This window comes from Phreatobacter aquiterrae, assembly GCF_053471285.1.
This window is the reverse complement of the sequence record NZ_JBJPHW010000006.1, coordinates 207,216-228,607: the sequence shown is the minus strand read 5'-3', so window position 1 is coordinate 228,607 and position 21,392 is coordinate 207,216. Positions and strand designations below refer to the sequence as shown.

The 21,392-nt window shown below is 67.5% G+C and carries 17 protein-coding genes and 3 tRNA genes; 5 read left to right on the top strand and 15 right to left on the bottom strand.

Annotation, left to right across the window (positions count from 1 at the left end; translation table 11 throughout):
- Nucleotides 1-8 precede the first annotated feature (8 nt).
- Together ACJ4V0_RS11675 and ACJ4V0_RS11670 are read right to left on the bottom strand one after the other, a co-directional pair.
- On the bottom strand, nt 9-386 hold the full coding sequence (locus ACJ4V0_RS11675; RefSeq protein ID WP_448299745.1) for an NADH-quinone oxidoreductase subunit A: 378 nt from the start codon (nt 384-386) through the stop codon (nt 9-11).
- A gap of 285 nt (nt 387-671) precedes the next feature.
- A tRNA-Asp gene (locus ACJ4V0_RS11670) sits at nt 672-748 on the bottom strand.
- Nucleotides 749-1,015: 267 nt separating this feature from the next.
- Between ACJ4V0_RS11670 and ACJ4V0_RS11665 the strand changes: the two genes are divergently transcribed.
- Complete coding sequence (locus ACJ4V0_RS11665; protein WP_448299744.1) at nt 1,016-2,995, top strand: methyl-accepting chemotaxis protein; 1,980 nt, start codon at nt 1,016-1,018, stop codon at nt 2,993-2,995.
- A gap of 69 nt (nt 2,996-3,064) precedes the next feature.
- On the opposite strand, the gene ACJ4V0_RS11660 is transcribed toward ACJ4V0_RS11665, so the two are convergent.
- The 9 genes from ACJ4V0_RS11660 to ACJ4V0_RS11620 form a co-directional block, all read right to left on the bottom strand.
- Nucleotides 3,065-4,177 carry an AbrB family protein gene (locus ACJ4V0_RS11660; RefSeq protein ID WP_448299743.1) on the bottom strand — a complete coding sequence of 371 codons (1,113 nt, stop codon included), beginning with the start codon at nt 4,175-4,177 and terminating at the stop codon, nt 3,065-3,067.
- 173 nt (nt 4,178-4,350) lie between these two features.
- Nucleotides 4,351-4,426 (bottom strand) — tRNA-Val (locus tag ACJ4V0_RS11655).
- A 147-nt stretch (nt 4,427-4,573) separates the two neighbouring features.
- Complete coding sequence (locus tag ACJ4V0_RS11650; protein ID WP_448299789.1) at nt 4,574-4,885, bottom strand: HU family DNA-binding protein; 312 nt, start codon at nt 4,883-4,885, stop codon at nt 4,574-4,576.
- Between the two features lie 164 nt (nt 4,886-5,049).
- Entirely contained in the window at nt 5,050-7,476 is a 2,427-nt protein-coding gene (gene lon, locus ACJ4V0_RS11645; protein ID WP_448299742.1) for an endopeptidase La, read from the bottom strand.
- A gap of 393 nt (nt 7,477-7,869) precedes the next feature.
- Complete coding sequence (gene clpX, locus ACJ4V0_RS11640; protein WP_448299741.1) at nt 7,870-9,126, bottom strand: ATP-dependent Clp protease ATP-binding subunit ClpX; 1,257 nt, start codon at nt 9,124-9,126, stop codon at nt 7,870-7,872.
- A 255-nt stretch (nt 9,127-9,381) separates the two neighbouring features.
- Nucleotides 9,382-10,017, bottom strand: a complete 636-nt coding sequence (gene clpP, locus ACJ4V0_RS11635; RefSeq protein ID WP_448299740.1) for an ATP-dependent Clp endopeptidase proteolytic subunit ClpP — start codon at nt 10,015-10,017, stop codon at nt 9,382-9,384.
- A 164-nt stretch (nt 10,018-10,181) separates the two neighbouring features.
- Nucleotides 10,182-11,540, bottom strand: a complete 1,359-nt coding sequence (gene tig / locus ACJ4V0_RS11630; protein WP_448299739.1) for a trigger factor — start codon at nt 11,538-11,540, stop codon at nt 10,182-10,184.
- Between the two features lie 43 nt (nt 11,541-11,583).
- A tRNA-Leu gene (locus ACJ4V0_RS11625) sits at nt 11,584-11,668 on the bottom strand.
- Between the two features lie 124 nt (nt 11,669-11,792).
- A complete protein-coding gene (locus ACJ4V0_RS11620) occupies nt 11,793-11,939 on the bottom strand; it encodes a hypothetical protein (protein WP_448299738.1) in 147 nt (48 codons plus the stop codon).
- 105 nt (nt 11,940-12,044) lie between these two features.
- Here ACJ4V0_RS11620 and ACJ4V0_RS11615 point away from each other — a divergent pair, with 105 nt between their 5' ends.
- Entirely contained in the window at nt 12,045-13,328 is a 1,284-nt protein-coding gene (locus tag ACJ4V0_RS11615) for a multicopper oxidase family protein (protein WP_448299737.1), read from the top strand.
- Here ACJ4V0_RS11615 and ACJ4V0_RS11610 read toward each other — a convergent pair.
- A complete protein-coding gene (locus tag ACJ4V0_RS11610; RefSeq protein ID WP_448299736.1) occupies nt 13,325-14,833 on the bottom strand; it encodes an NAD(P)H-hydrate dehydratase in 1,509 nt (502 codons plus the stop codon). The two genes, ACJ4V0_RS11615 and ACJ4V0_RS11610, sit on opposite strands and share 4 nt — an antisense overlap.
- A gap of 333 nt (nt 14,834-15,166) precedes the next feature.
- On the opposite strand from ACJ4V0_RS11610, the gene ACJ4V0_RS11605 reads away from it, so the two are divergent.
- Complete coding sequence (locus ACJ4V0_RS11605; RefSeq protein WP_106748590.1) at nt 15,167-15,505, top strand: P-II family nitrogen regulator; 339 nt, start codon at nt 15,167-15,169, stop codon at nt 15,503-15,505.
- Nucleotides 15,506-15,562: 57 nt separating this feature from the next.
- Complete coding sequence (gene glnA / locus ACJ4V0_RS11600) at nt 15,563-16,972, top strand: type I glutamate--ammonia ligase (protein WP_448299735.1); 1,410 nt, start codon at nt 15,563-15,565, stop codon at nt 16,970-16,972.
- 153 nt (nt 16,973-17,125) lie between these two features.
- Here the strand turns inward: glnA and ACJ4V0_RS11595 are convergent, their stop codons facing one another.
- Nucleotides 17,126-17,941 carry a transglutaminase-like domain-containing protein gene (locus tag ACJ4V0_RS11595; protein WP_448299734.1) on the bottom strand — a complete coding sequence of 272 codons (816 nt, stop codon included), beginning with the start codon at nt 17,939-17,941 and terminating at the stop codon, nt 17,126-17,128.
- Nucleotides 17,942-18,020: 79 nt separating this feature from the next.
- Nucleotides 18,021-18,233 (bottom strand): hypothetical protein, encoded by a 213-nt coding sequence (locus ACJ4V0_RS11590; RefSeq protein WP_448299733.1) that lies wholly within the window; start codon nt 18,231-18,233, stop codon nt 18,021-18,023.
- Nucleotides 18,234-18,464: 231 nt separating this feature from the next.
- Between ACJ4V0_RS11590 and ACJ4V0_RS11585 the strand changes: the two genes are divergently transcribed.
- A complete protein-coding gene (locus ACJ4V0_RS11585) occupies nt 18,465-20,483 on the top strand; it encodes a PhoX family protein (protein ID WP_448299732.1) in 2,019 nt (672 codons plus the stop codon).
- Here the strand turns inward: ACJ4V0_RS11585 and ACJ4V0_RS11580 are convergent.
- Nucleotides 20,480-21,301: an alpha/beta hydrolase gene (locus ACJ4V0_RS11580; RefSeq protein ID WP_448299731.1), complete on the bottom strand. Its 822-nt coding sequence runs from the start codon at nt 21,299-21,301 to the stop codon at nt 20,480-20,482. The genes ACJ4V0_RS11585 and ACJ4V0_RS11580 overlap by 4 nt on opposite strands.
- Nucleotides 21,302-21,392: the final 91 nt, after the last annotated feature.

Sequence of the window (21,392 nt, the reverse complement as noted above, 5' to 3'; positions counted from 1 at the left end):
TCAGAACCTCAATTCCACTCCAGGGCGCCCTTCTTCCACTCGTAGACGAAGCCGATCGTCAGTACGCCGAGGAAGGCCATCATGGACCAGAAACCGAACAGCCCGACCTCCTTGAACGCCACCGCCCAGGGAAACAGGAAGGCGACCTCGAGGTCGAAGATGATGAAGAGAATGGCGACGAGATAGAACCGCACGTCGAACTTCATGCGGGCGTCGTCGAAGGCGTTGAAGCCGCACTCGTAGGCCGAGAGCTTCTCGGCATCCGGCCGGGAAAACGCGACGACAAAGGGGGCGACGAGGAGGGCGGCACCAATGACACCGGCCAGCGCGATGAAGATGACCAGCGGCAGATAGTCGTTGAGCAGCGTGGTCGTCGCAGCCTGCATCGAAGGCCCTCCTGCTTGGCCGGCGAAGGGAGTGACGAGCCCCGGAAGCCGGTTTCGGTCTGTGCCTTACTCCCTCCCCTGTTGCGGTGCAAGCCGCGGGCCGGGCAGGAAGAGTCGGTTTCTCTGGAAACGTTATGATAATCCGCCGGACCGCGCCACGCACCTTTGGAAGGGGGACAAGAAGCGGCCGTTTTGGCGCGTGAACAGCCCGACTTCCCTGCATCCGGTGATTCTCCGGAAGCGGTCGGACGACCCCTCTAGGGGCAAGATGTGTCCCGGGGAAAATGGCGCGGGCGACGGGACTCGAACCCGCGACCTCCGGCGTGACAGGCCGGCACTCTAACCAACTGAGCTACGCCCGCGCGTTGCTCGGCGCGCTTGACGTGCGCCGGTCGAGGTGGCGGGACTTAAGGGAGGCTCAAAGGCCTGTCAAGGCGAATTGCGGCGCGAGACCGTCGGCTGGTGATGAGCGCCGGCGCCCGCTGCTCCCTGCGGGGTCCCGCTGCATGGGCCCTCCGCGCGAAAAGCATACATGCCACAGGGTGGCTTGAGCCTTTCTTAACCACCCTGACGTGCAATGACGCTGGGACAAGGCGCGCCAATGCGCCGGATTTTGGGTGGAAAACGCAATGGCTCTCGGCAGCATTCTCCAACTGCGCACCATCGGCGCGAAACTCATGGCGTCGGTGACCGTGACCGCCCTGGTCGCGGCAGGCGCGGTCGGTGTCGCCGGCTATCTCCAGCAGGACGCGCTCAGCAATCAGGCCATCGAATCGGCCTTGACCCAGCGCTACGAGGCCGTCGTCGCCGCCATGGCCGACCAGGGCCAGCGCGCCGCCGCGGCCGCGCGCTCCATCGCCAACGATCCACGGGTGGTCGAGGCCTTCGTCAAGGACGACCGCCCCGCCCTGCTCGCCGCCATGAAGGACCTCGGCGAACCGCTGAAGACCGGCCTCGGCCTCGGCCTCATCAGCTTCCAGCGGGCCGACGGCACCGCTTTCGTCCGTGTCCACGCGCCACAGGCCTTCGGTGACAATGTCCTCTCCCGCCGCAACACGATCCGCGCCGCCGTCTCCAGCGGCAGCCCGGTCACCGGCATCGAACCGGGACGCGACAACGTCTCGATCTTCTCCGTCGTTCCCGTGCGCTCGGGCGGCCAGATCATCGGCGTCACCGACGTCGGCGCCGCCCTCGGCGTGCCCTTCCTCACCGATCTGAAGCGCCGCTTCAAGGTCGACATCGCCATGCACCTCATCCAGGACGGCAAGGTGAACTCCCTCGGCGCCACCTTCGCCGAGAAGACCCTGCTCGACTTGCCGGTCCACCAGACGGCGATGCGGCAGACGACGGCGTGGCGCGCCGGCACCATCGGCGGCCATCCCGTCGCCGTGCTCGCGGGACCGCTGAACAACTATTCCGGCCAGCCGATCGGCACGCTGGAGGTCGCCATCGACACGGCCGCCTTCGTCGGCGCGCGCAACACCGCCATGCTGACTCTGCTGGCGGTGCTGCTGGCGGTGGCCGTCGCGGGCATCGGTATCGCCACGCTCCTCACCCGCCATCTCGGCAAGCCGATCCGCGAGTTGAACGACACGATGACGGCGCTCGCCGGCGGCGACCATACCCGCGAGGTCCCCTCGACGGAACGCCGCGACGAGATCGGCGACATGGCCCGGTCGGTCGAGGTGTTCCGCGACAATGCGGTGGCGCGCGCCCGCCTCGAGAGCGAGACGGAGGCCGACGCTCGCGCCCGGCAGGCCCGCCAGGCCCGCATCGACCATCTCGTCCGCGACTTCTCCGAATCGATCGGCACCGTCCTCAGCGGCGTCGGCGACAACGCCGGACGCATGGAGGAGACAGCCCGCAACCTCACCGGCATCGCCGCGGAAGCATCCGGGCAGGCCGACGACGCCTCGGGAGCCTCGCGCCAGGCCTCGGCCAACGTCCAGTCGGTCGCCGCCGCCTCCGAGGAGCTCTCGGCTTCCATCAACGAGATCGCCAACCAGATCGGCCAGACCAATGCGGTGGTCGAGCGGGCCAGCACCGAGGCGGAAGGCGCCAACCGTCGCGTCAAGACGCTGGCGGAGGCAGCAGGCCGCATCGGCGAGGTTCTGAACCTCATCCGTGCCATCGCCGAGCAGACCAACCTCCTTGCCCTCAACGCGACGATCGAGGCGGCCCGCGCGGGCGAAGCCGGCCGCGGCTTTGCGGTGGTGGCGTCCGAGGTCAAGTCGCTGGCTGGCCAGACCGCCAGGGCGACCGAGGAGATCGCCGCCCAGATCGACGCGGTGCAGCAGGAGACGACGACGGCGGTCGCCTCCATCGAGGCCATCGCCGGCACGATGAAGGAGGTCGCCAGCTACGCCTCCGCGGTGGCCGCGGCGATCGAGCAGCAGCGCGCGGCGACCGGCGAGATCTCGCAGAACGTCCAGGCCGCCGCCACCGGCACCGCCCGCGTCGTCGACAACATCACCGGCGTCACCACCGCCTCGGCCCAGACCAATGCCTCGGCCTCCGAGGTCCTGTCTGCGGCGCAGAGCCTGTCCGGACAGGCAACCACCCTCTCCCGCTCCGTCGAGACCTTCCTTGCGGAGGTCAGGGCGGCCTGACCCGCCGGCAACGCTTCGGTCGAAGGAAAGCGCAGACGCCCGGGGCCGCGAGGCTCCGGGCTTTCGCGTTCAGGAGGGGGCTGATCCGCCCCGCCCTGGGGCACCGCCCAGCCAGCGGAACGTCAGCGGCGCGGCAATCATCGTCAGGAAGACGCGGATGATGTGGAAGGCGGCGACGAAGGCCACCTCTGCATGGAGCGCCACCGCGATCAGAGCCATCTCGGTGAGGCCGCCGGGGGAATAGGCAAGGATCAGCGTCACGGTCGAAAAGCCCGACAGGTGCGAGACCGCCACGGCGAAGACCGTCATCCAGAACAGCAGGATGGCGGTCGAGCCGACCGAGAGCGCCAGCACCTTCCAGACGACCCGGCTCGCCGTCCCGGCGAACCGGCAGCCGATGGCGACGCCGAGAACGAGCTGCGCCGCATTGACGATCTCGAAGGGTGGCTTGAAGTCCGACACGCCCGAGACATGGACGATGGCGCTGACGATCATGCAGCCGAGCAGGGTCTTGGCGGGTAGCTTCAGCACATGGCCGAGGAAGGCGCCGGCAAAGCCGCAGACGACGAGCCAGACTTCGGTGAGGAGGGGTGCATCGACGATGGAAATGCCCGTCATCGGCCGGTCGAGCCGAATGCCCTGGGTGAACTGGATGATGAAGGGCAGCGTCATCACCACCATCAGGATGCGGGCGGAATGAACCAGCGCGATGACCCGCGCGTCGCCGCCCCGCTCCTCGCCATAGATCACCATCTCGACCAGCCCCCCGGGCATGCCGGAGAAGAAGGCGGTGACCCAGTCGTAGCCGCCGACCTTGCGGTAGTACCAGACGACGCTGACGCCGCTGGCGGTCATGAACAGGACGAGGCCGGCGAGCGGCACCAGCCATTGCGGCAGCTGGTAGACGATGTCCGGCGAGAAGCCCGACCCCAGCATGACGCCGATGATGGCCGACATCGGCGAGCGGATGACGCCAGGCGCCGCCACGGGCGCACCCCAGAGCGCGGCGACGGTGCAGAAGGTCATGGCCCCCAGCATCCAGGGGAGCGGCAGGCGCAGCCAGTAGAACAGGGCGCCGCCGATGACGCCGAGCACGAGAGCGAAGGCGAAGCGACGATAGGGAAAGACGGCGGGGGACAGCTCTGCGAAACCGCTTCGTACTTCGGCCAGCCAGCTTCTCACGTCTCGGTCCCCGCTTCGGGCGTCAACACCATCCGCCGGAGGCGGCCCCGCCGATTAGCACGGCACGTCGCTGGGGCGAGGCCGATTTCGTCGGGTCAGGAATGGCCGGAGCGCGGGACAGACGGGGCGACGACTGGTCGCCACCGCTGCGGTCATGGGCACGGACAAGGGAATGGTGGGCAGTGACGGGCTCGAACCGCCGACATCCTGCGTGTAAAGCAGGCGCTCTACCAACTGAGCTAACCGCCCGGAAAAGACGCTCCCGCCATGTAGCCGGCCCCTGCCCGCCGGGCAAGGGGCGCGGAGTGAGCTGCGGCACGCCGGCCAGAGGCGGAAAACGGAAACGCCGCCGGGGCCATGCCCGACGGCGTTTCGATGGCGAGGACAGGTCCGTGATCAGGAGTTCACGGCATCCTTCAGGCCCTTGCCGGCCGAAAACTTCGGGGCCTTCGAGGCCTTGATCTCGACGGGCTTGCCGGTGCGCGGGTCGCGGCCCTGGCGGGCGGCACGGTTGGACACCGAGAAGGCGCCGAAGCCGACGAGCTTCACATCGCCGCCGGCCTTCAGCGTGGCGGTGATGGAATCGAAGGTTGCATCCACTGCTGCACCCGCCTGCGCCTTGGTGAGGCTCGCCGCATCGGCGACCGCGGCGATCAGTTCGTTTTTGGTCACGGGCTGTTCTCCTTCTGTTTGCGCCGATCCGGGAATGCGTGATTCCGTTGCCGACGGGTGTTCCGTTTGCCGTGCAACCGTTGCAAAAGCAAGGAAAATGCTGGCTTTGCGATGGGAGCGCCGTCGAATCGACGACGCTTTCAACAGAAAACCCCGGGCGCGAGGCCCGGGGCTTCCATCCTGTCGAACCGTTGCTGCGATCAATGCGCGACGACGCCGGACGGGTCCTCGTCACCCGCCCTGCGGGGCGTGACGGGCTCGGCTTCCTCGTCCCACTCCACCGGCTCCGGCTGACGGATGAGGGCGTGCTTGACGACCTCGTCCATCCGCGACACCGGAATGATCTCCAGACCGTTCTTCACGTTGTCGGGGATTTCCGCCAGATCCTTGGCGTTCTCCTCGGGAATGAGGACCATCTTCAGCCCGCCGCGCAGCGCCGCGAGCAGTTTCTCCTTCAGGCCGCCGATCGGCAGCACCCGGCCGCGCAGGGTCACCTCGCCGGTCATGGCGATGTCCTTGCGGATCGGAATGCCCGTCATCACCGAGATGATGGCCGTGGCCATGGCGATGCCGGCGGACGGACCGTCCTTCGGCGTGGCGCCCTCCGGCACGTGGACGTGGACGTCGCGCTTGTCGAAGAGCGGCGGCTTGATCCCGAAGGCCAGCGACCGCGAACGGACGTAGGACGCGGCTGCCGAGATCGACTCCTTCATCACGTCCTTGAGGTTGCCGGTGACCGTCATGCGGCCCTTGCCGGGCATCATCACGGCCTCGATGGTGAGCAGCTCGCCGCCGACCTCGGTCCAGGCAAGGCCGGTGACGGCGCCCACCTGATCCTCGGTCTCCGCCATGCCATAGCGATAGCGCGGCACGCCGAGATACTCCTCGACCACCTTCGGGGTGACCTTGATCGTCTTCTTCTTGGTCAGCGTCAGGTCCTTCACGCCCTTGCGGACGAGATTGGACATCTCGCGTTCCAGGTTGCGGACGCCGGCCTCGCGCGTGTAACGGCGCACGACCGTCATCAGCGCCTCGTCGGTGATCGACCAGTCCTTCTCCGTCAGGCCATGCTTGGCGATGGCGTTGGGGATCAGGTGCTTCTTGGCGATCTCCCGCTTCTCGTCCTCGGTGTAGCCGGCGATGCGGATCGTCTCCATGCGGTCCAGAAGGGCCGGCGGAATGTTCAGCGTGTTCGCCGTGGTGACGAACATCACGCTCGAGAGGTCGAAGTCGACCTCCAGATAGTGATCGTTGAACGTGGCGTTCTGCTCGGGGTCGAGAACCTCGAGGAGGGCCGCCGACGGGTCGCCGCGGAAGTCCTGGCCCATCTTGTCGATCTCGTCGAGCAGGAACAGCGGGTTCGCCGTCTTGGCCTTCTTCATCGACTGGATGATCTTGCCGGGCATGGACCCGATATAGGTGCGCCGGTGGCCGCGGATCTCGGCCTCGTCACGCACACCGCCGAGCGAGATGCGCACGAACTCGCGTCCCGTCGCCTTGGCGATCGACTTGCCGAGCGAGGTCTTGCCGACGCCGGGCGGACCGACGAGGCAGAGGATCGGACCGGTGAGCTTGTTGGCGCGCTGCTGCACGGCCAGGTACTCGACGATGCGGTCCTTGACCTTGTCGAGGCCGAAATGGTCGGCGTCGAGCAGGGTCTGGGCGCCCGGCAGGTCCTTCTTGATCTTGCTCTTCTTGCCCCACGGCAGGGACAGGAGCCAGTCGAGATAGTTCCTGACGACGGTGGCCTCGGCCGACATCGGCGACATCTGGCGCAGCTTCTTCAGCTCGTGGTGGGCCTTGTCGCGGGCCTCCTTCGAGAGCTTCGTGCGCTTGATCTTGTCCTCGAGCTCGACGAGTTCGTCCCGACCGTCCTCGTCGCCGAGTTCCTTCTGGATCGCCTTCATCTGCTCGTTGAGGTAGTACTCGCGCTGGGTCTTCTCCATCTGCCGCTTGACGCGGGTGCGGATCTTCTTCTCGACCTGCAGCACGGAGATCTCGCTCTCCATCAGGCCGAGCGCCTTCTCGAGGCGCTTGGCGACGTCGATCGTCTCCAGCACGGCCTGCTTGTCGGAGATCTTCACCGCCAGATGCGAGGCCACCGTGTCGGCGAGCTTGGACGGCTCGTCGATCTGGCTGACCACCGAGACGATCTCGGGCGAGACCTTCTTGTTCAGCTTCACATAGCCCTCGAACTCGGTGACCACCGAACGGGCGAGCGCCTGGACCTGGACCTTGTCGGTGATCTCGTCGGCGACGGTCGTCGCTTCCGCCTCATAGAACTCCTCGCGGCCGGAATAGGGACCGATGCGGGCGCGCGACACGCCCTCGACCAGCACCTTGACGGTGCCGTCGGGCAGCTTGAGGAGCTGAAGCACGCTGGCCAGCGTACCGATCTCGTAGATGGAATCCGGCTCCGGATCGTCGTCCTGCGCCTTCATCTGGGTGGCGAGCAGGATATGAGTCTCGGCGCGCATGACCTCCTCGAGGGCGCGAATCGATTTCTCGCGGCCGACGAAGAGCGGCACGATCATGTGGGGAAACACCACGATGTCGCGCAGCGGCAGAACCGGGAAGGTCTTGACCTCGCCGGGGTTGAGGGGCGGACGCTTCTTGGTCTCGCTCATGATTCACTCGTCCTTTCCTCGACACGCCGCGAAGCGGCCCGGATGGGCCCGCGCCGACGGCGGCGCTCGGATGATTCCTGGCAAGGATGACGCGGAATTACGCTCTTGTCGCGCGGGGACGGCGGCGGGATTGAGGCCGGATCGGAAGCTCTCCGGCTTCCTTGAGGGGACTCGAGGCGCTTGGCCGACCTCGGGCACAAATCCCTGCCCGGGGGTCTGTCGGTATCCATTAGGTGGAGACCCGCCCGGCAGGTGTCAAGGCGGCGAAAGGTTCTGCCCCACAGTGGCGCGGCCGGGCGGCGGAAATGCCACGCCACCCGGATCCTTCGGCGGCGCACAAACGAAAAGGGCGGACCCGAAGGCCCGCCCTGGTCGATGGCCGGAGAAGAGGAATCAGGCGCTCTGCGCCTTCTCCTTCTCGGCATAGATGTAGAGCGGCCGGGCCTTGCCCTGCACCACCTCGTCGGAGATCACCACCTCCTCGACGCCTTCCAGGCCCGGCAGGTCGTACATGGTGTCGAGCAGGATGCCCTCCATGATCGACCGCAGGCCGCGGGCGCCGGTTTTGCGCTCGATGGCCTTGCGCGAGATGGCGCCGAGGGCGTCCTCGTGGAAGGTCAGGTCGACATTCTCCATCTCGAACAGCCGCTGGTACTGCTTGACCAGGGCGTTCTTCGGCTCGGTCAGGATCTTGGTCAGCGCCGTCTCGTCGAGGTCTTCAAGCGTCGCCAGAACCGGCAGGCGGCCGACGAACTCGGGGATGAGACCGTACTTCAGCAGATCCTCGGGCTCGACCTCGCGGAAGATCTCGCCGGTCCGACGCTCTTCCGGCGCGCGCACCGTGGCGCCGAAGCCGATCGACGAGCCCTGCCCCTTGGTCGAGATGATCTTCTCGAGGCCGGCGAAGGCGCCGCCGCAGATGAACAGGATGTTGGAGGTGTCGACCTGCAGGAACTCCTGCTGGGGGTGCTTGCGTCCGCCCTGCGGCGGCACGGAGGCGACCGTGCCTTCCATGATCTTCAAGAGCGCCTGCTGCACGCCCTCTCCCGACACGTCGCGGGTGATGGAGGGATTGTCGGACTTGCGCGAGATCTTGTCGATCTCGTCGATGTAGACGATACCGCGCTGGGCCCGCTCGACATTGTAGTCCGAGGCCTGCAGCAGCTTCAGGATGATGTTCTCGACGTCCTCGCCGACATAGCCGGCCTCCGTCAGCGTCGTCGCATCGGCCATGGTGAAGGGCACGTCGAGGATGCGGGCGAGCGTCTGGGCGAGCAGAGTCTTGCCCGATCCGGTTGGACCGATCAGCAGGATGTTCGACTTCGACAGCTCGACGTCGCTGTGCTTGCTGGCGTGGTTGAGCCGCTTGTAGTGGTTGTGGACCGCAACCGACAGCACCCGCTTGGCGTGGAACTGGCCGATCACATAGTCGTCCAGGACCTTGCAGATCTCCTTCGGCGTCGGAACGCCGTCCTTGGACTTGACCAGCGAGGACTTCGACTCTTCACGGATGATGTCCATGCAGAGCTCGACGCATTCGTCGCAGATGAAGACCGTTGGCCCGGCAATCAGCTTGCGGACCTCATGCTGGCTCTTGCCGCAGAAGGAACAGTAGAGGGTGTTCTTCGCGTCGCTGCCGGCCTTGCTCATCATGTCTCTCCAACGCGACCCGCATCCTCATCGGATCCGGATCGTCTGACGCGAGACCCCGGAGGTCCCTCGGTTTCTCGACCCCGAACGCACCTTGGCCGAATAGCCAAACATGGTGCGCCCCGCCGGATCAAGAAAGGCTTAATGCTATTTTGTCACACACAATTCATAACGAGCCGCGTGTGACGCTGGATCAGTCTATGCAAGGTGCGGGCCGCCGATGGTGTCCCAAAAGCGACACCCGCGCCTGCCCGATCACGCCTTGGCGGGCTCGGCTTCCTCGGCGCGTTCCTCGATGACCTTGTCGATGAGGCCGAATTCCTGCGCCTTCTGCGCCGACATGAAATTATCGCGCTCGAGGGCGTCCTCGATCTCCTTCAGCGTCCGGCCAGTATGCTTCACGTAGATGCCGTTCAGCCGCGACTTCAGTTCCTTCACCTCTTCGGCGTGGATCAGGATGTCCGTCACCTGGCCGCGATAGCCGCCCGAGGGCTGGTGCACCATGATGCGCGAATTCGGCAGGGCGAAGCGCTGGCCCTTGGCGCCCGCGGTGAGCAGCAGCGAACCCATCGAGGCGGCCTGGCCCATGCAGAGCGTAGTGACGGCCGGCTTGATGAACTGCATCGTGTCGTAGATCGACATGCCCGCCGTGACGACACCGCCCGGCGAGTTGATGTACATGTTGATCTCCTTCTTCGGGTTCTCCGCCTCTAGGAACAGCAGCTGGGCGACGATCAGCGTCGCCATGCCGTCCTCGACCGGACCCGACAGGAAGATGATGCGCTCCTTCAGCAGGCGCGAGTAGATGTCGTAGGAACGCTCGCCGCGATTGGTCTGCTCGACCACCATCGGGACCAGATAGTTCATCAGCGTGTCGTGCGGGTCTCTCATCGTCTTCGGTCCTTTGGGGTCGCGATTCGGGCAGAGCATTCCCCGAATCTCTTTGACGACATCCTAACGGCAATGCGCAGGTGGGGTGAACGGGGCTCCGGAAAAGCGAAGGGCCGCCAGCGGCGGCCCTTCCCTCACCAGGAATTGTCCGGTCGCGGCCCCATTCAGGCGGCTTCCTCGTCCTCGTTGTCCTTGAAGAGGTCGTCCTTGGAGACGGTCTTCTCGGTCACGTCGGCGAGCTCGAGGATGTAGTCCACGACCTTCTCCTCGAAGATCGGGGCGCGGAGCGAAGCCAGCGCCTGGGGCGTCTTGCGGTAGTAGTCCCAGACCTGCTGCTCCTGTCCGGGGAACTGGCGCGCACGCTCGACCACGGCGCGCGACACTTCCTCGTCCGTGACCTTGATCTGGGCCTTCTCGCCAATTTCCGCAAGGACGAGGCCGAGGCGCACGCGGCGCTCGGCGATCTGGCGATATTCCTCGCGCGCCTTTTCCTCGGTGGTCTCTTCGTCGGTGAAGGTCTTGCCACGGGACTCGAGGTCCTGGCTCACCTGGCGCCACACGCTCTCGAACTCCTGGTCGACCAGCGTCTGCGGCAGGTCGAAGGCGTGCTTCTCGTCGAGCGCGTCGAGCAGCGAGCGCTTCACCTTGCGGCGCGAGGCGGCGGCGTATTCGCTCTTCAGGCGATCGGAGACGGCGGCCTTCAACTTGGCGAGGTCCTCGAAGCCGACCATCTTGGCGAACTCGTCGTCGATAGCGCGGTCGCCGGGCTTCTCGATCGACTTCACGGTGACGGCGAACTCGGCATCCTTGCCGGCCAGAGCCTCGGCCATGTAGTTCGACGGAAACTTGACGTTGACGACCTTCTCATCGCCGGCCTTGACGCCGACCAGCTGGTCTTCGAAGCCGGGAATGAAGGACTTCGAGCCGAGCTCGAGCTGGATGTCCTCGGCGGTGCCGCCCTCGAACTTCTCGCCGTCGATGGTGCCGACGAACGAGATTGTCAGGCGGTCGCCGTCCTCCGCGCTCGCGCCTTCGGCCTTGGCCTCGAACGGACGGTTCTGCTTGGCCATGGTCTCCAGCATCGACTGAACGTCGGCCTCGGCCGGCTCGACGACCGGCTTCTCGACCTTGATGCCCTTGAAGTCGGCAAGCTGGATGGTCGGCAGGACCTCGAAGGCCACCGTGTAGTCGAGGTCGGCGGTGCCGTCGAACACGGCCTTCGCCTCGGCCTCGGCCTCGGGCAGCTTCACGGAGGGCTCCTGCGCCAGCTTGAAGCCGTTCTCCTCGACGATCTTCTGGTTCGTCTCGCCGACGAGAGCCTCGATGGTCTCGGCCAGCACGGCCTTGCCATAGAGCTTCTTCAGGTGATGCATCGGCACCTTGCCGGGACGGAACCCGTTGATGTTGACGCGGCCCTTCAGGTCGTCGAGCCGGGCGTCGGCCCGGGCGGCAAGGTCGGTCACCGGCACCACCACGCGGAATTCGCGCTTGAGACCTTCGGACAGGGTGGCGGTCACCTGCATGGCTTGGTTTCTTTCGTGTTCGTGATCGGCGCGGCCGGCAGGATGGTGCGGGCGGAGGGACTTGAACCCCCACGACTTTCGCCACGGGAACCTAAATCCCGCGTGTCTACCAATTCCACCACGCCCGCCGAGGGCCGCTCGAAATAGCTTCTCGTCCCTTCGGATGCAAGTCACCCGCCGGGCGCGGCCTCATAACACCGCCCCCGGGCGATTGCATCAAGAAAATGCGGGCTCGCCGCGCCGTTCGGGGCCTCAGACCCGCGCGAACAGGCCGATCCAGACCATCAGGACGGTCGCGGCCGCAGCGCCGAGCGCAACGCTCGCCTGGCTGTGGGGGATGACACCGAGATATCCGGCGGCGACAAGGCCACCGACACCGATCACTGCTAATTTCGCCATGGAGTGCCTCCAATCGGGACCCGGAACGAGACCTCCTCAACAATCGTGCCATCCCGATCCGGCACACATTTCCACCCGGCCTCCGGGCCAGCCGAAAGTCCGTCCATGCCGCTCCGCTCCGATCCCAGTCGCCGCGCGCTCCTTGCCGCCCTGCCCCTCGCGGGCCTCGGCACCGTGACGGGGTCACGCTCGGCAATGGCGGACACGCCGGTTCTGCGACTGACCGCCGCAGCCGGCGACGCCCGCCTCGCGGGTCCCGACGGACCAGTGACGCCCTTCCTCGGCTATGATGGGCGTCAGCCCGGACCGGTGATCCGCGTCCGGCGCGGCGAACCGATCGCCGTCGATCTCCGCAACGACCTCGCCGAGCCGACGCAACTCCACTGGCACGGGCTGCGGCGCGGCGCGGCGGATGTGGCATCCCTGCCGCTTCAGCCCGGCGCCACCGCCCGCCATGCCGTCACGCCCCGCGATGCCGGCACCTTCCTCTATCGTCCCCGTCTGGCGGGAGGCGAGGATCAGTTGCGGCGCGGTCTCGCCGGCCTCCTCATCGTCGACGACGCCCGTCCGCCGGTCCACGACCGCGAGATCGCGATGCTGCTCTCGGAGGTCGGCTCGACCGACACGACGCCGGTCATTCTGGTGGACGGAAAGCCGGACCTCGCGCTGGAGGCCCGGCCGAACGAGCGTCTGTGGCTTCGCCTCGCCAACGGGACGGCCCATCGCATCCTGCAGATGACCGTCCCCGACCAGGCGCTGACGCTGGTCGCGCTGGACAGCCAGCCCTGCGAGCCCTTCCGCCTCGACGGCGGCCGCCTCCTGCTCGCGCCGGGCCAGCGGGCCGAGATCATGTGGGACGTCGCGGGACCGGCCGGCCCCGACGTTCCGGTCACGATCGTGAACTTTGCCGGGACGACCCTTGCCGGCCGGCTCTCGGTCACGGGCTCCCCACTCAGGGATGCGCCTCTCGGGCCGACGGCGCCCCTTTCGCCCAATCCGCTGCCGCAGGCGATGGATTTCCGCCGCGCGACGCGGCTCGACCTCGCCGTCGCAACGGGCGTGGCCGGCGTCGTCACCTTCGGCGGGCGGAGCGAGCGGTCCGCTCCCCGCGACCCGCTGTTCAGGATCCGCCGCGGCGCCGTCGTCACGGCGGCGCTGCGCAACGACACGGCGCAGTTCCAGGCGATCCACATTGAGGGACATCCGGCCCGCCTGCTCGACGGGCTCGACGACGGCTGGAAGCCCTTCTTCCTCGACACCGTCCTCATTGCCCCGGCCACCACGGCGCGCATCGCCTTCCTCGCCGAAACGGCAGGGCGTTTCCTGATGACGGCGCAGGCGATCAACGATCCGCAGGGACCGCTCGTCGCCGCCTTCGAGGTCGGCTAGCCAGCAACTCCGGCCAGCCGGCTGGCGAGGCTTGCGAACACCCCCGGCAACGCCTCCGGCAAGTCCTCAGCGATCAGCCCGATGCCTGCCGCCTGCCCCGCCTCGCCATGCATCCAGACCGCGGCGCTCGCCGCCTCGAAGGCGGGCATGCCCTGCGCCAGCAGACCGGTCACGATCCCGGCCAGCACGTCGCCCGAGCCCGCCGTGGCGAGCCAGGGCGGCGCGTTGGCGGCGATCGCGACGCGCCCGTCCGGCGCGGCCACCACGGTGTCCGGCCCCTTCAGGATCACGACGGCCCCGGACTGCTCGGCCGCCCGGCGGGCCGCGTCGAGCCTGGAGCCTTGCTCCACCGCGCCGAACAGCCGGGAGAATTCGCCGCCGTGCGGCGTCAACACCACCGGCCGGTCGGGCCAGGCGCGGATGCCGGCGAAGAGCGCGTCGGGCGCATCGGCGAAGGCGGTCAGCGCATCGGCGTCCAGGACGGTGGCGGCCCCGCTCGCCAGCGCCTCGGCCACAAGCACCCGCGTCCCCGCGCCGGTGCCCAGCGCCGGCCCCAGGCAGACAGCATTGCGCCGACGGTCGGAAAGGATCGTTGCCAGCCCGGCCACCCCCTCCATGCGCTCGATCATGATGGCGGTGAGATGCGCCGCGTTGACCGCCAGCGCCTCCGGCGGCGAGGCCATGGTCACCAGCCCTGCCCCGGCCCGGAGCGCACCGCGCGCCGCGAGCCGCGCGGCCCCGGTGCGGGTCATCGTGCCGGAGACGACCACGGCATGTCCGCGACGGTATTTGTGGCCCTCGACGCGGGGAAACGGGAAGAGATCACCCCACAATTCCGGCTCGTTGGCGAAGGCCCAGAGGCCGATCGTCTCCAGCACGGACGCCGGAATGCCGATGTCGGCCACCCTGACCGTGCCGCAAAGCAGCCGTCCGGGCAGGAGCAGGTGACCCGGCTTGCGGCGGAAGAAGGTGACGGTCTCGTCCGCCTTGACGGCCAGGCCGCGGATCGCGCCCGTCTCGCCATCAATGCCGGAGGCGATGTCGGCCGCAACGACCCGGCAGCCGGCGGCGTTGACGGCGGCGATCACCGCGGCGTCCTCGCCATCGATGTCACGGGCAAGCCCCGCGCCATAGAGCGCATCGACGACGACGGCCGGCCGGCTCGCGGCCCATTTTTCCAGCGGGACGGGCGCCCGCCCCCAGGCTTCGGCCGCCGCCACCGCATCCCCGGCCCGGCCCTGGGGCGGGCCGGAGGCCGCAACCGTCACGCTGAACCCGCGCTCGCGCAGGACCTTGGCGGCCACATAACCGTCGCCGCCATTGTTGCCAGGCCCGCACAGGACCGCGATGCGCGCGCCGAGCGGGGTCGCGCGCGCCACCGCGTCGGCGATTGCAACGCCCGCGCGATGCATCAGTACGGCGCCCGGCGTTCCCGCCGCGATGGTCAGGCGATCGGCCTCGGCCATGGCGCGCGGCGTCAGAAGGGCGCAGGATTGGCGTGTCATGGCGCTACCTTCGGCAGCGTCCACGCACGGGTCAATCGTTCAGGTTGCCGGTCCGCGCGAATTGTCTGCCTAAGATTAGGGCATGTCGAACCGGAGGACGCCACGGCCGCCGACCGCGACCAGCCGATATGCCTATCGATTGGTCAACATGCCTGTTCTGTGATCATCTCTTCGTTCCAGCGCCATGGCGCTCGAAAGACACGGATGGCTTTCCCCTTGCAATTCCAGCAGAATTGCACGCGGCTCACTCTGGCACGCCTTCTGCTAGCCCGCGAAGCGGTCTGGCGACGCGGCCGCCAATGCCGATGACCGGATCACAGGAGCAGGAACGGGATGAAGAAGATCGAGGCGATCATCAAGCCATTCAAGCTCGATGAGGTGAAGGAGGCGCTCCAGGAGGTAGGCCTCCAGGGCATCACCGTCACCGAGGCGAAGGGATTTGGCCGCCAGAAGGGTCACACGGAGCTCTATCGCGGCGCTGAATATGTCGTGGATTTCCTGCCCAAGGTGAAGATCGAGATCGTCATGCCCGACGACATGGTAGAGAAGGCAATCGACGCCATCCGCCGTGCCGCGCAGACCGGACGCATCGGCGACGGCAAGATATTCGTCTCCACCATCGAGGAAGCCATCCGCATCCGCACCGGCGAATCCGGCCTCGACGCGATCTGATCGGAATTCGGCGGGCCTGCCCGCCGCATGCAAACGTGCAAACCAAGAGGAAGCACAATGACGACTGCCAAGGATGTCCTGAAAATGATCAAGGAGAACGACGTGAAGTACGTCGATCTCCGCTTCACCGACCCGCGTGGCAAGTGGCAGCACGTCACCTTCGACATCACCATGATCGACGAGGAGATCTTCGCCGAGGGCACGATGTTCGACGGCTCCTCGATCGCCGGCTGGAAGGCGATCAACGAGTCCGACATGCTCCTCATGCTCGACCCGTCGACCGCCCAGATCGACCCCTTCTTCGCCGAGACGACGCTGTCCATCGTCTGCGACATTCTCGAGCCCTCGACCGGCGAGCCCTACAACCGCGACCCGCGCGGCATCGCCAGGAAGGCCGAGGCCTATCTGAAGTCGACCAAGATCGGCGACACCATCTTCGTCGGCCCCGAGGCCGAGTTCTTCGTCTTCGACGACGTGAAGTTCGCCGCCGAGCCCTACCACACCGGCTTCAAGGTGGATTCGTCCGAGCTGCCGACCAACTCCTACACCGACTACGAGGGCGGCAACCTCGGCCACCGCGTCCGCACCAAGGGCGGCTACTTCCCCGTGCCGCCGATTGACAGCCTGCAGGACATGCGCGGCGAGATGCTCGCCTCCATGGCCAAGATGGGCGTGAAGGTCGAGAAGCATCACCACGAGGTCGCTTCCGCCCAGCACGAGCTCGGCATGAAGTTCGACACGCTGACGCACATGGCCGACCAGATGCAGATCTACAAGTACTGCATCCATCAGGTCGCCAACATCTACGGCAAGACCGCCACCTTCATGCCGAAGCCCGTCTTCGGCGACAACGGCTCGGGCATGCACGTGCACCAGTCGATCTGGAAGGGCGGCAAGCCGCTGTTCGCCGGCAACAAGTATGCCGATCTCAGCCAGGAGTGCCTCTGGTACATCGGCGGCATCATCAAGCACGCCAAATCCCTGAACGCCTTCACCAACCCGTCGACCAACTCCTACAAGCGTCTGGTCCCCGGCTACGAAGCTCCGGTGCTGCTGGCCTATTCGGCCCGCAACCGCTCGGCCTCCTGCCGTATTCCGTGGACGGCCAACCCGAAGGCCAAGCGCGTTGAGGTCCGCTTCCCCGACCCGACCGCCAACCCCTACCTGGCGTTCGCGGCGATGCTGATGGCCGGCCTCGACGGCATCACCAACAAGATCGATCCGGGCTCCGCCATGGATAAGGATCTCTATGACCTGCCGCCGAAGGAGCTGAAGAAGATCCCGACGGTGTGCGGCTCGCTGCGCGAGGCTCTCCAGAACCTCGACAAGGACCGCGCCTACCTGAAGGCCGGCGGCGTCTTCAACGACGACTTCATCGACAGCTACATCGAGCTGAAGATGACCGAGGTGATGCGCTTCGAGATGACGCCGCACCCGGTCGAGTACGACATGTACTACTCGGTCTGATCCGGACCGGGCGGGCCTTCGGGCCCGCCCTGCCCCGCACCGGCCGCGCCGGTGCCTGTCGGAGAAGACTGTTTCCCGGGCTTCCTCCATGCCGCCGGCTTCAGGCCGCTGTCACCTTTCGCGGGCGCCCTCGGGCGCCCGTTTTGTTGGGAGTCACTCAGCCCGACGCGACACGACCCCGAAAGGGTCGTCGGCCTGAGCCGCTGTCGCGGCCCCCTCCCCCTCCGCCTTTGCCGCCCGGATCATGTCGGAGCCCGCATAGGCCGCGTGAAAATCGCGCTCCACCTTGTCGAAGGGCAGGTCCGACCAGGAGCCGTGGTGGCGGAGGTACTCCATGTGCCGGCGGCCCCGCGCGTCGAATTCCTGCAGGATGGCGTCCGCCGTCCCGTCGAATTCGGTCGGCGCCACGCCGAAGCGCTCGCACAGCTCGATGTTGAAGGCCGGCGCCGCCTTCACCCAGGCGCCGTCGATCTTCAGGACCGAGAAGCCGTGATCGACGAACAGCGTGCTGCCACCCATCTGCCGCGTCAGCTTCTCCGAGGTCAGGTGGTTTGTGACGTCGGCGAGGCCGATGGCGGAGGCAATGCCGACGGCGCGGGCGAGCGCCGACAGCAGCACCGCCTTGGTGATGCAGTAGCCGTAGTCGACACCGAGCACGGTACTCGCGGTGTGGTGTTCGGGCGTCAGGCGGAAGTGGAACGGGTCGTACCGCCAGCCATCGCGCACGTGATGGAAGAGCCTGACCGCCTTCTCGCGATCACCGACGGCACCCGCGACGAGCGATGCGGCCCGCTCGCGGATGGCGGGATGATCGCTGTCTATGAAGCGGCCGGGCGCGAGATAGGCCGGATGGTCGCCGAGCACGACGCCCGGTCCGGTATGCACCACCTCGATCATCGCCCGCATCTCCTGCCCGCCGCCCATCGACCTTGTTGCGGCAGGTTCGGTGGCGAGCCGGCTGGTCGTCAACCCGGCCGTTCAGCAAGGCAGGCGCTCGTACGGGGGTCGGGGCGGCGAGGGTCGTGCAGATCCGGCGAGGCGGCGCGCCTCACAGCACCAGGAAGGCAGCGGCCAGCGCCATCGTGATGGCCCAGGCGCCGATGCGGCCGAGCGTCCATTCCGGGTCCTTCACGTCGCCGGGAAGCACCAGGCTCGTCTCTTCCGGGTCGATGCAGCCGAGCGCCAGGCCGGCGCGTTCCGCCGCCCGCATCAGCTTCGCCATGTCGGCTTCGACGGTGACCAGTCCGAATACGCGGTCCATCACGTCACTCCGTACGCTCGCGGTCATCCTGGCCGCTGGAAACGGACGATAGGGGCGCGCGCGTAAACGAGGCCTTGTCGCCGGCGGCGGCTTCGGCGACGGCGGCTCCTCCAGCGGCAGAAGCGGGTCGGCTGTGGCATTTTTGTCGCAAGTCGCCGGGTGCCGGGCGCTGTCATGGCGGTGTCGCAGGGACGCGCTCCGCTCTAGCCTGTCGTTCAACAGGAGCCCGCCATGTCCGATCCGCTGCCCGACCCCGACCCTTCAGAAGCGCCCCTCAGCCGCTCGCAGGCGGCCGAGTTCGCTGAGGATGCCGGCACCAGCGCGCCGGACAATCCGACGATCGGCGACGTCGTCGCCGCGCGCTACGACCGCCGCGACCTGATGAAGGGCCTGCTCGGCGTCGGCGCCATCACGGCGGCGCTGGGACCGGCGAGGCTCGCCGCGCGCACCGCCGCCGCGCAGCCGGCGGGCGTCGACAATACGACGCCCTCCTTCGGCTTCAGGGAACTGTCCTCGGCTCCCACCGACCGCGCCGAAGTGGCCGAGGGCCATGCGGCCGAGGTGCTGATCCGCTGGGGCGATCCGGTTCTCGCCGATGCGCCGCCCTTCGCCCCCGCCGCCCAGACCGCCGCGAGCCAGGCGCGCCAGTTCGGCTACAACAACGACTATCTCGGCTACTTCCCGATGCCCGGCGCCGCCGATCCCTCGCGCCACGGCCTGCTCTGCGTCAACCACGAATACACCAACGAGGAACTGATGTTTCCCGGCCTCGGCCGGCAGGATGCCGGCGGGCCGCTCGGCCGCGACAAGGCCTTCGCCGGCATGACGGCGGAGTTCGTCGCCATCGAGATGATGGCCCATGGCGGCAGCGTGCTCGAGGTGCGCCGCGAGGGCGAGACCTGGCAGGTCGTCGCCGGGTCGCGCCACGCCCGCCGCATCACTGCCGAGACGCCGATGGAGATGACCGGTCCGGCCGCCGGTCACCGGCGCCTGCAGACAAACGCCGATCCGACCGGCCGACGCGTCCTTGGAATGCTCAACAACTGCGCCGGCGGCCGCACACCCTGGGGCACCTGGCTGACCTGCGAGGAGAACATCAACGGCTACTTCACGGGACGCCTGCCGGAGGGCCATCCGGAGGCCGCGAACTACCGTCGCATGGGCATTCCCGGCCGCTGGCTTAACTGGGGCGATCATGTCGACCGCTTCAGCCTCGACAAGGAGCCGAACGAGGCGAACCGCTTCGGCTGGGTGGTGGAGATCGATCCCTTCGATCCCGCCTCGACGCCGAAGAAGCGCACCGCCCTCGGCCGCTTCAAGCACGAGGGCGCGGCCGGCATCACCGCGCGCGACGGCCGCTACGTGCTCTACTCCGGCGACGACGAACGCTTCGACCACGTCTATCGCTTCGTCACCGAAGGCCGTGTCACCGGCGACCGGGCGCGCGATGCCGACCTGCTCGATGCCGGCACGCTCTCCGTCGCCCGCTACAATGCCGACGGCACCGGCGACTGGCTGCCGCTCGTTTTCGGTACCGGACCGCTGACCCCCGCCAACGGCTTCCACTCCCAGGCCGACGTGGTGATCGAAACGCGCCGCGCCGCGGACCTCCTCGGCGCCACCCGCATGGACCGGCCGGAGGACGTCGAGGCGAACCCCAAGACCGACAAGGTCTATGTCATGCTGACCAGCAACAACCGCCGCAAGGAGGACGAGGTCGACCCGGCCAACCCGCGCGCCGACAACCGCTTCGGCCACATCATCGAGATGCTGCCCGACGGGCGCGACCATGCCGCGCCGCGCTTCACCTGGGACATCCTCGTGCGCTGCGGCGACCCCGCCGTGGCGGCGGTGGGCGCCACCTTCAACAGCCGGACTTCGCAGGACGGCTGGTTCGCCATGCCGGACAATTGCGCCATCGACGCCGACGGGCGGCTTTGGATCACCACCGACGGCAACAGCCCCGCCGTGACGGGCCGCAACGACGGCGTCTGGGCGATCGAGACGGAGGGCGAGGCGCGCGGCACCTCCAAGCTGTTCTTCAAGTGCCCCTTTGGCGCCGAACTCTGCGGCCCGGAATTCACACCGGACGGCGAGACCTTCTTCGTCGCCATTCAGCATCCCGGCGAGGAGCGCGGCTCGACCTTCGAGCAGCCGCTGACGCGTTGGCCGGATTTCGCGCCGGGCATGCCACCGCGTCCCGCGGTCGTCGCCATCACCCGCAAGGGTGGCGGGCGGATCGGCAGCTAGCGGGCGATGTCGAGGAGCGCCCGCGTCAGGGCGCCCTCGGGACTGCGCATCGTGTCGAGAATGGAGAAATGCTCGGCGCCGGCGACGGGGATCAGAGGCCCCGGTGCGCCGACCCGCGCCCGCGTGGCGTGGAAGGCGTGGGAATTGGCCACCAGCGCGGGCAGTTCATTGCCGCCATAGGTGACGGCGAGCGGCTTCATCACCGGCGGACGGCGCAGCGGCGACAGGTCGGCGATCTCGGCAGGCGAGAGCGTCAGCTTTTCATTCAGATAGGTGTCGGCGAGCGGCGCCAACTCGAAGATGCCGGAGATGGCGAGGCCGGCCGTCACCGCCTCGTGGCTCAGCGCCATGGCGGCGAGATGCCCGCCGGCCGACCAGCCCGAGACGATCAGCGGACCCTTGACGCCATGCGCGGCGCCGTTGGCCGCGAGCCAGTCGAGGGCGGCGCTGCATTCGGCGACGATGTCGGCCAGCGTCGCATCAGGCGCCAGCGTGTAGCCGGGCATGGCGACCGACCAGCCGTGGGCCGCGACGCCCTCCCCGAGCACGGCGAACATCTCGCGCGAATTGCGCATCCAGTAGCCGCCATGGAAATAGACGAGGCATGGCGCGCTGGCATCGCGCCTGGGATAGAGGTCGATCTTCTGCCGCTCACCCCGGCCGTAGGGCAGATCCATGGTCGAACTGAACCGCGCGCGGATCGCGGCGGATTCGGCTGTCCATCCCGCGAACTTTTCGACCCAGGTCGGTACGGCCTGGCCGTTGTTGTAGGCGGCATCGCGCAAGGCCTGCGGAACGGGCGAGGCGTCTATGGCCATGATCGGACTTCTCCATGATCGAGACTGCCTAGACCGGCGTCGAGCGACGGGCAAGGAACCGCCCCGCCCTGCCGGCGGTTCTGACAGGGAA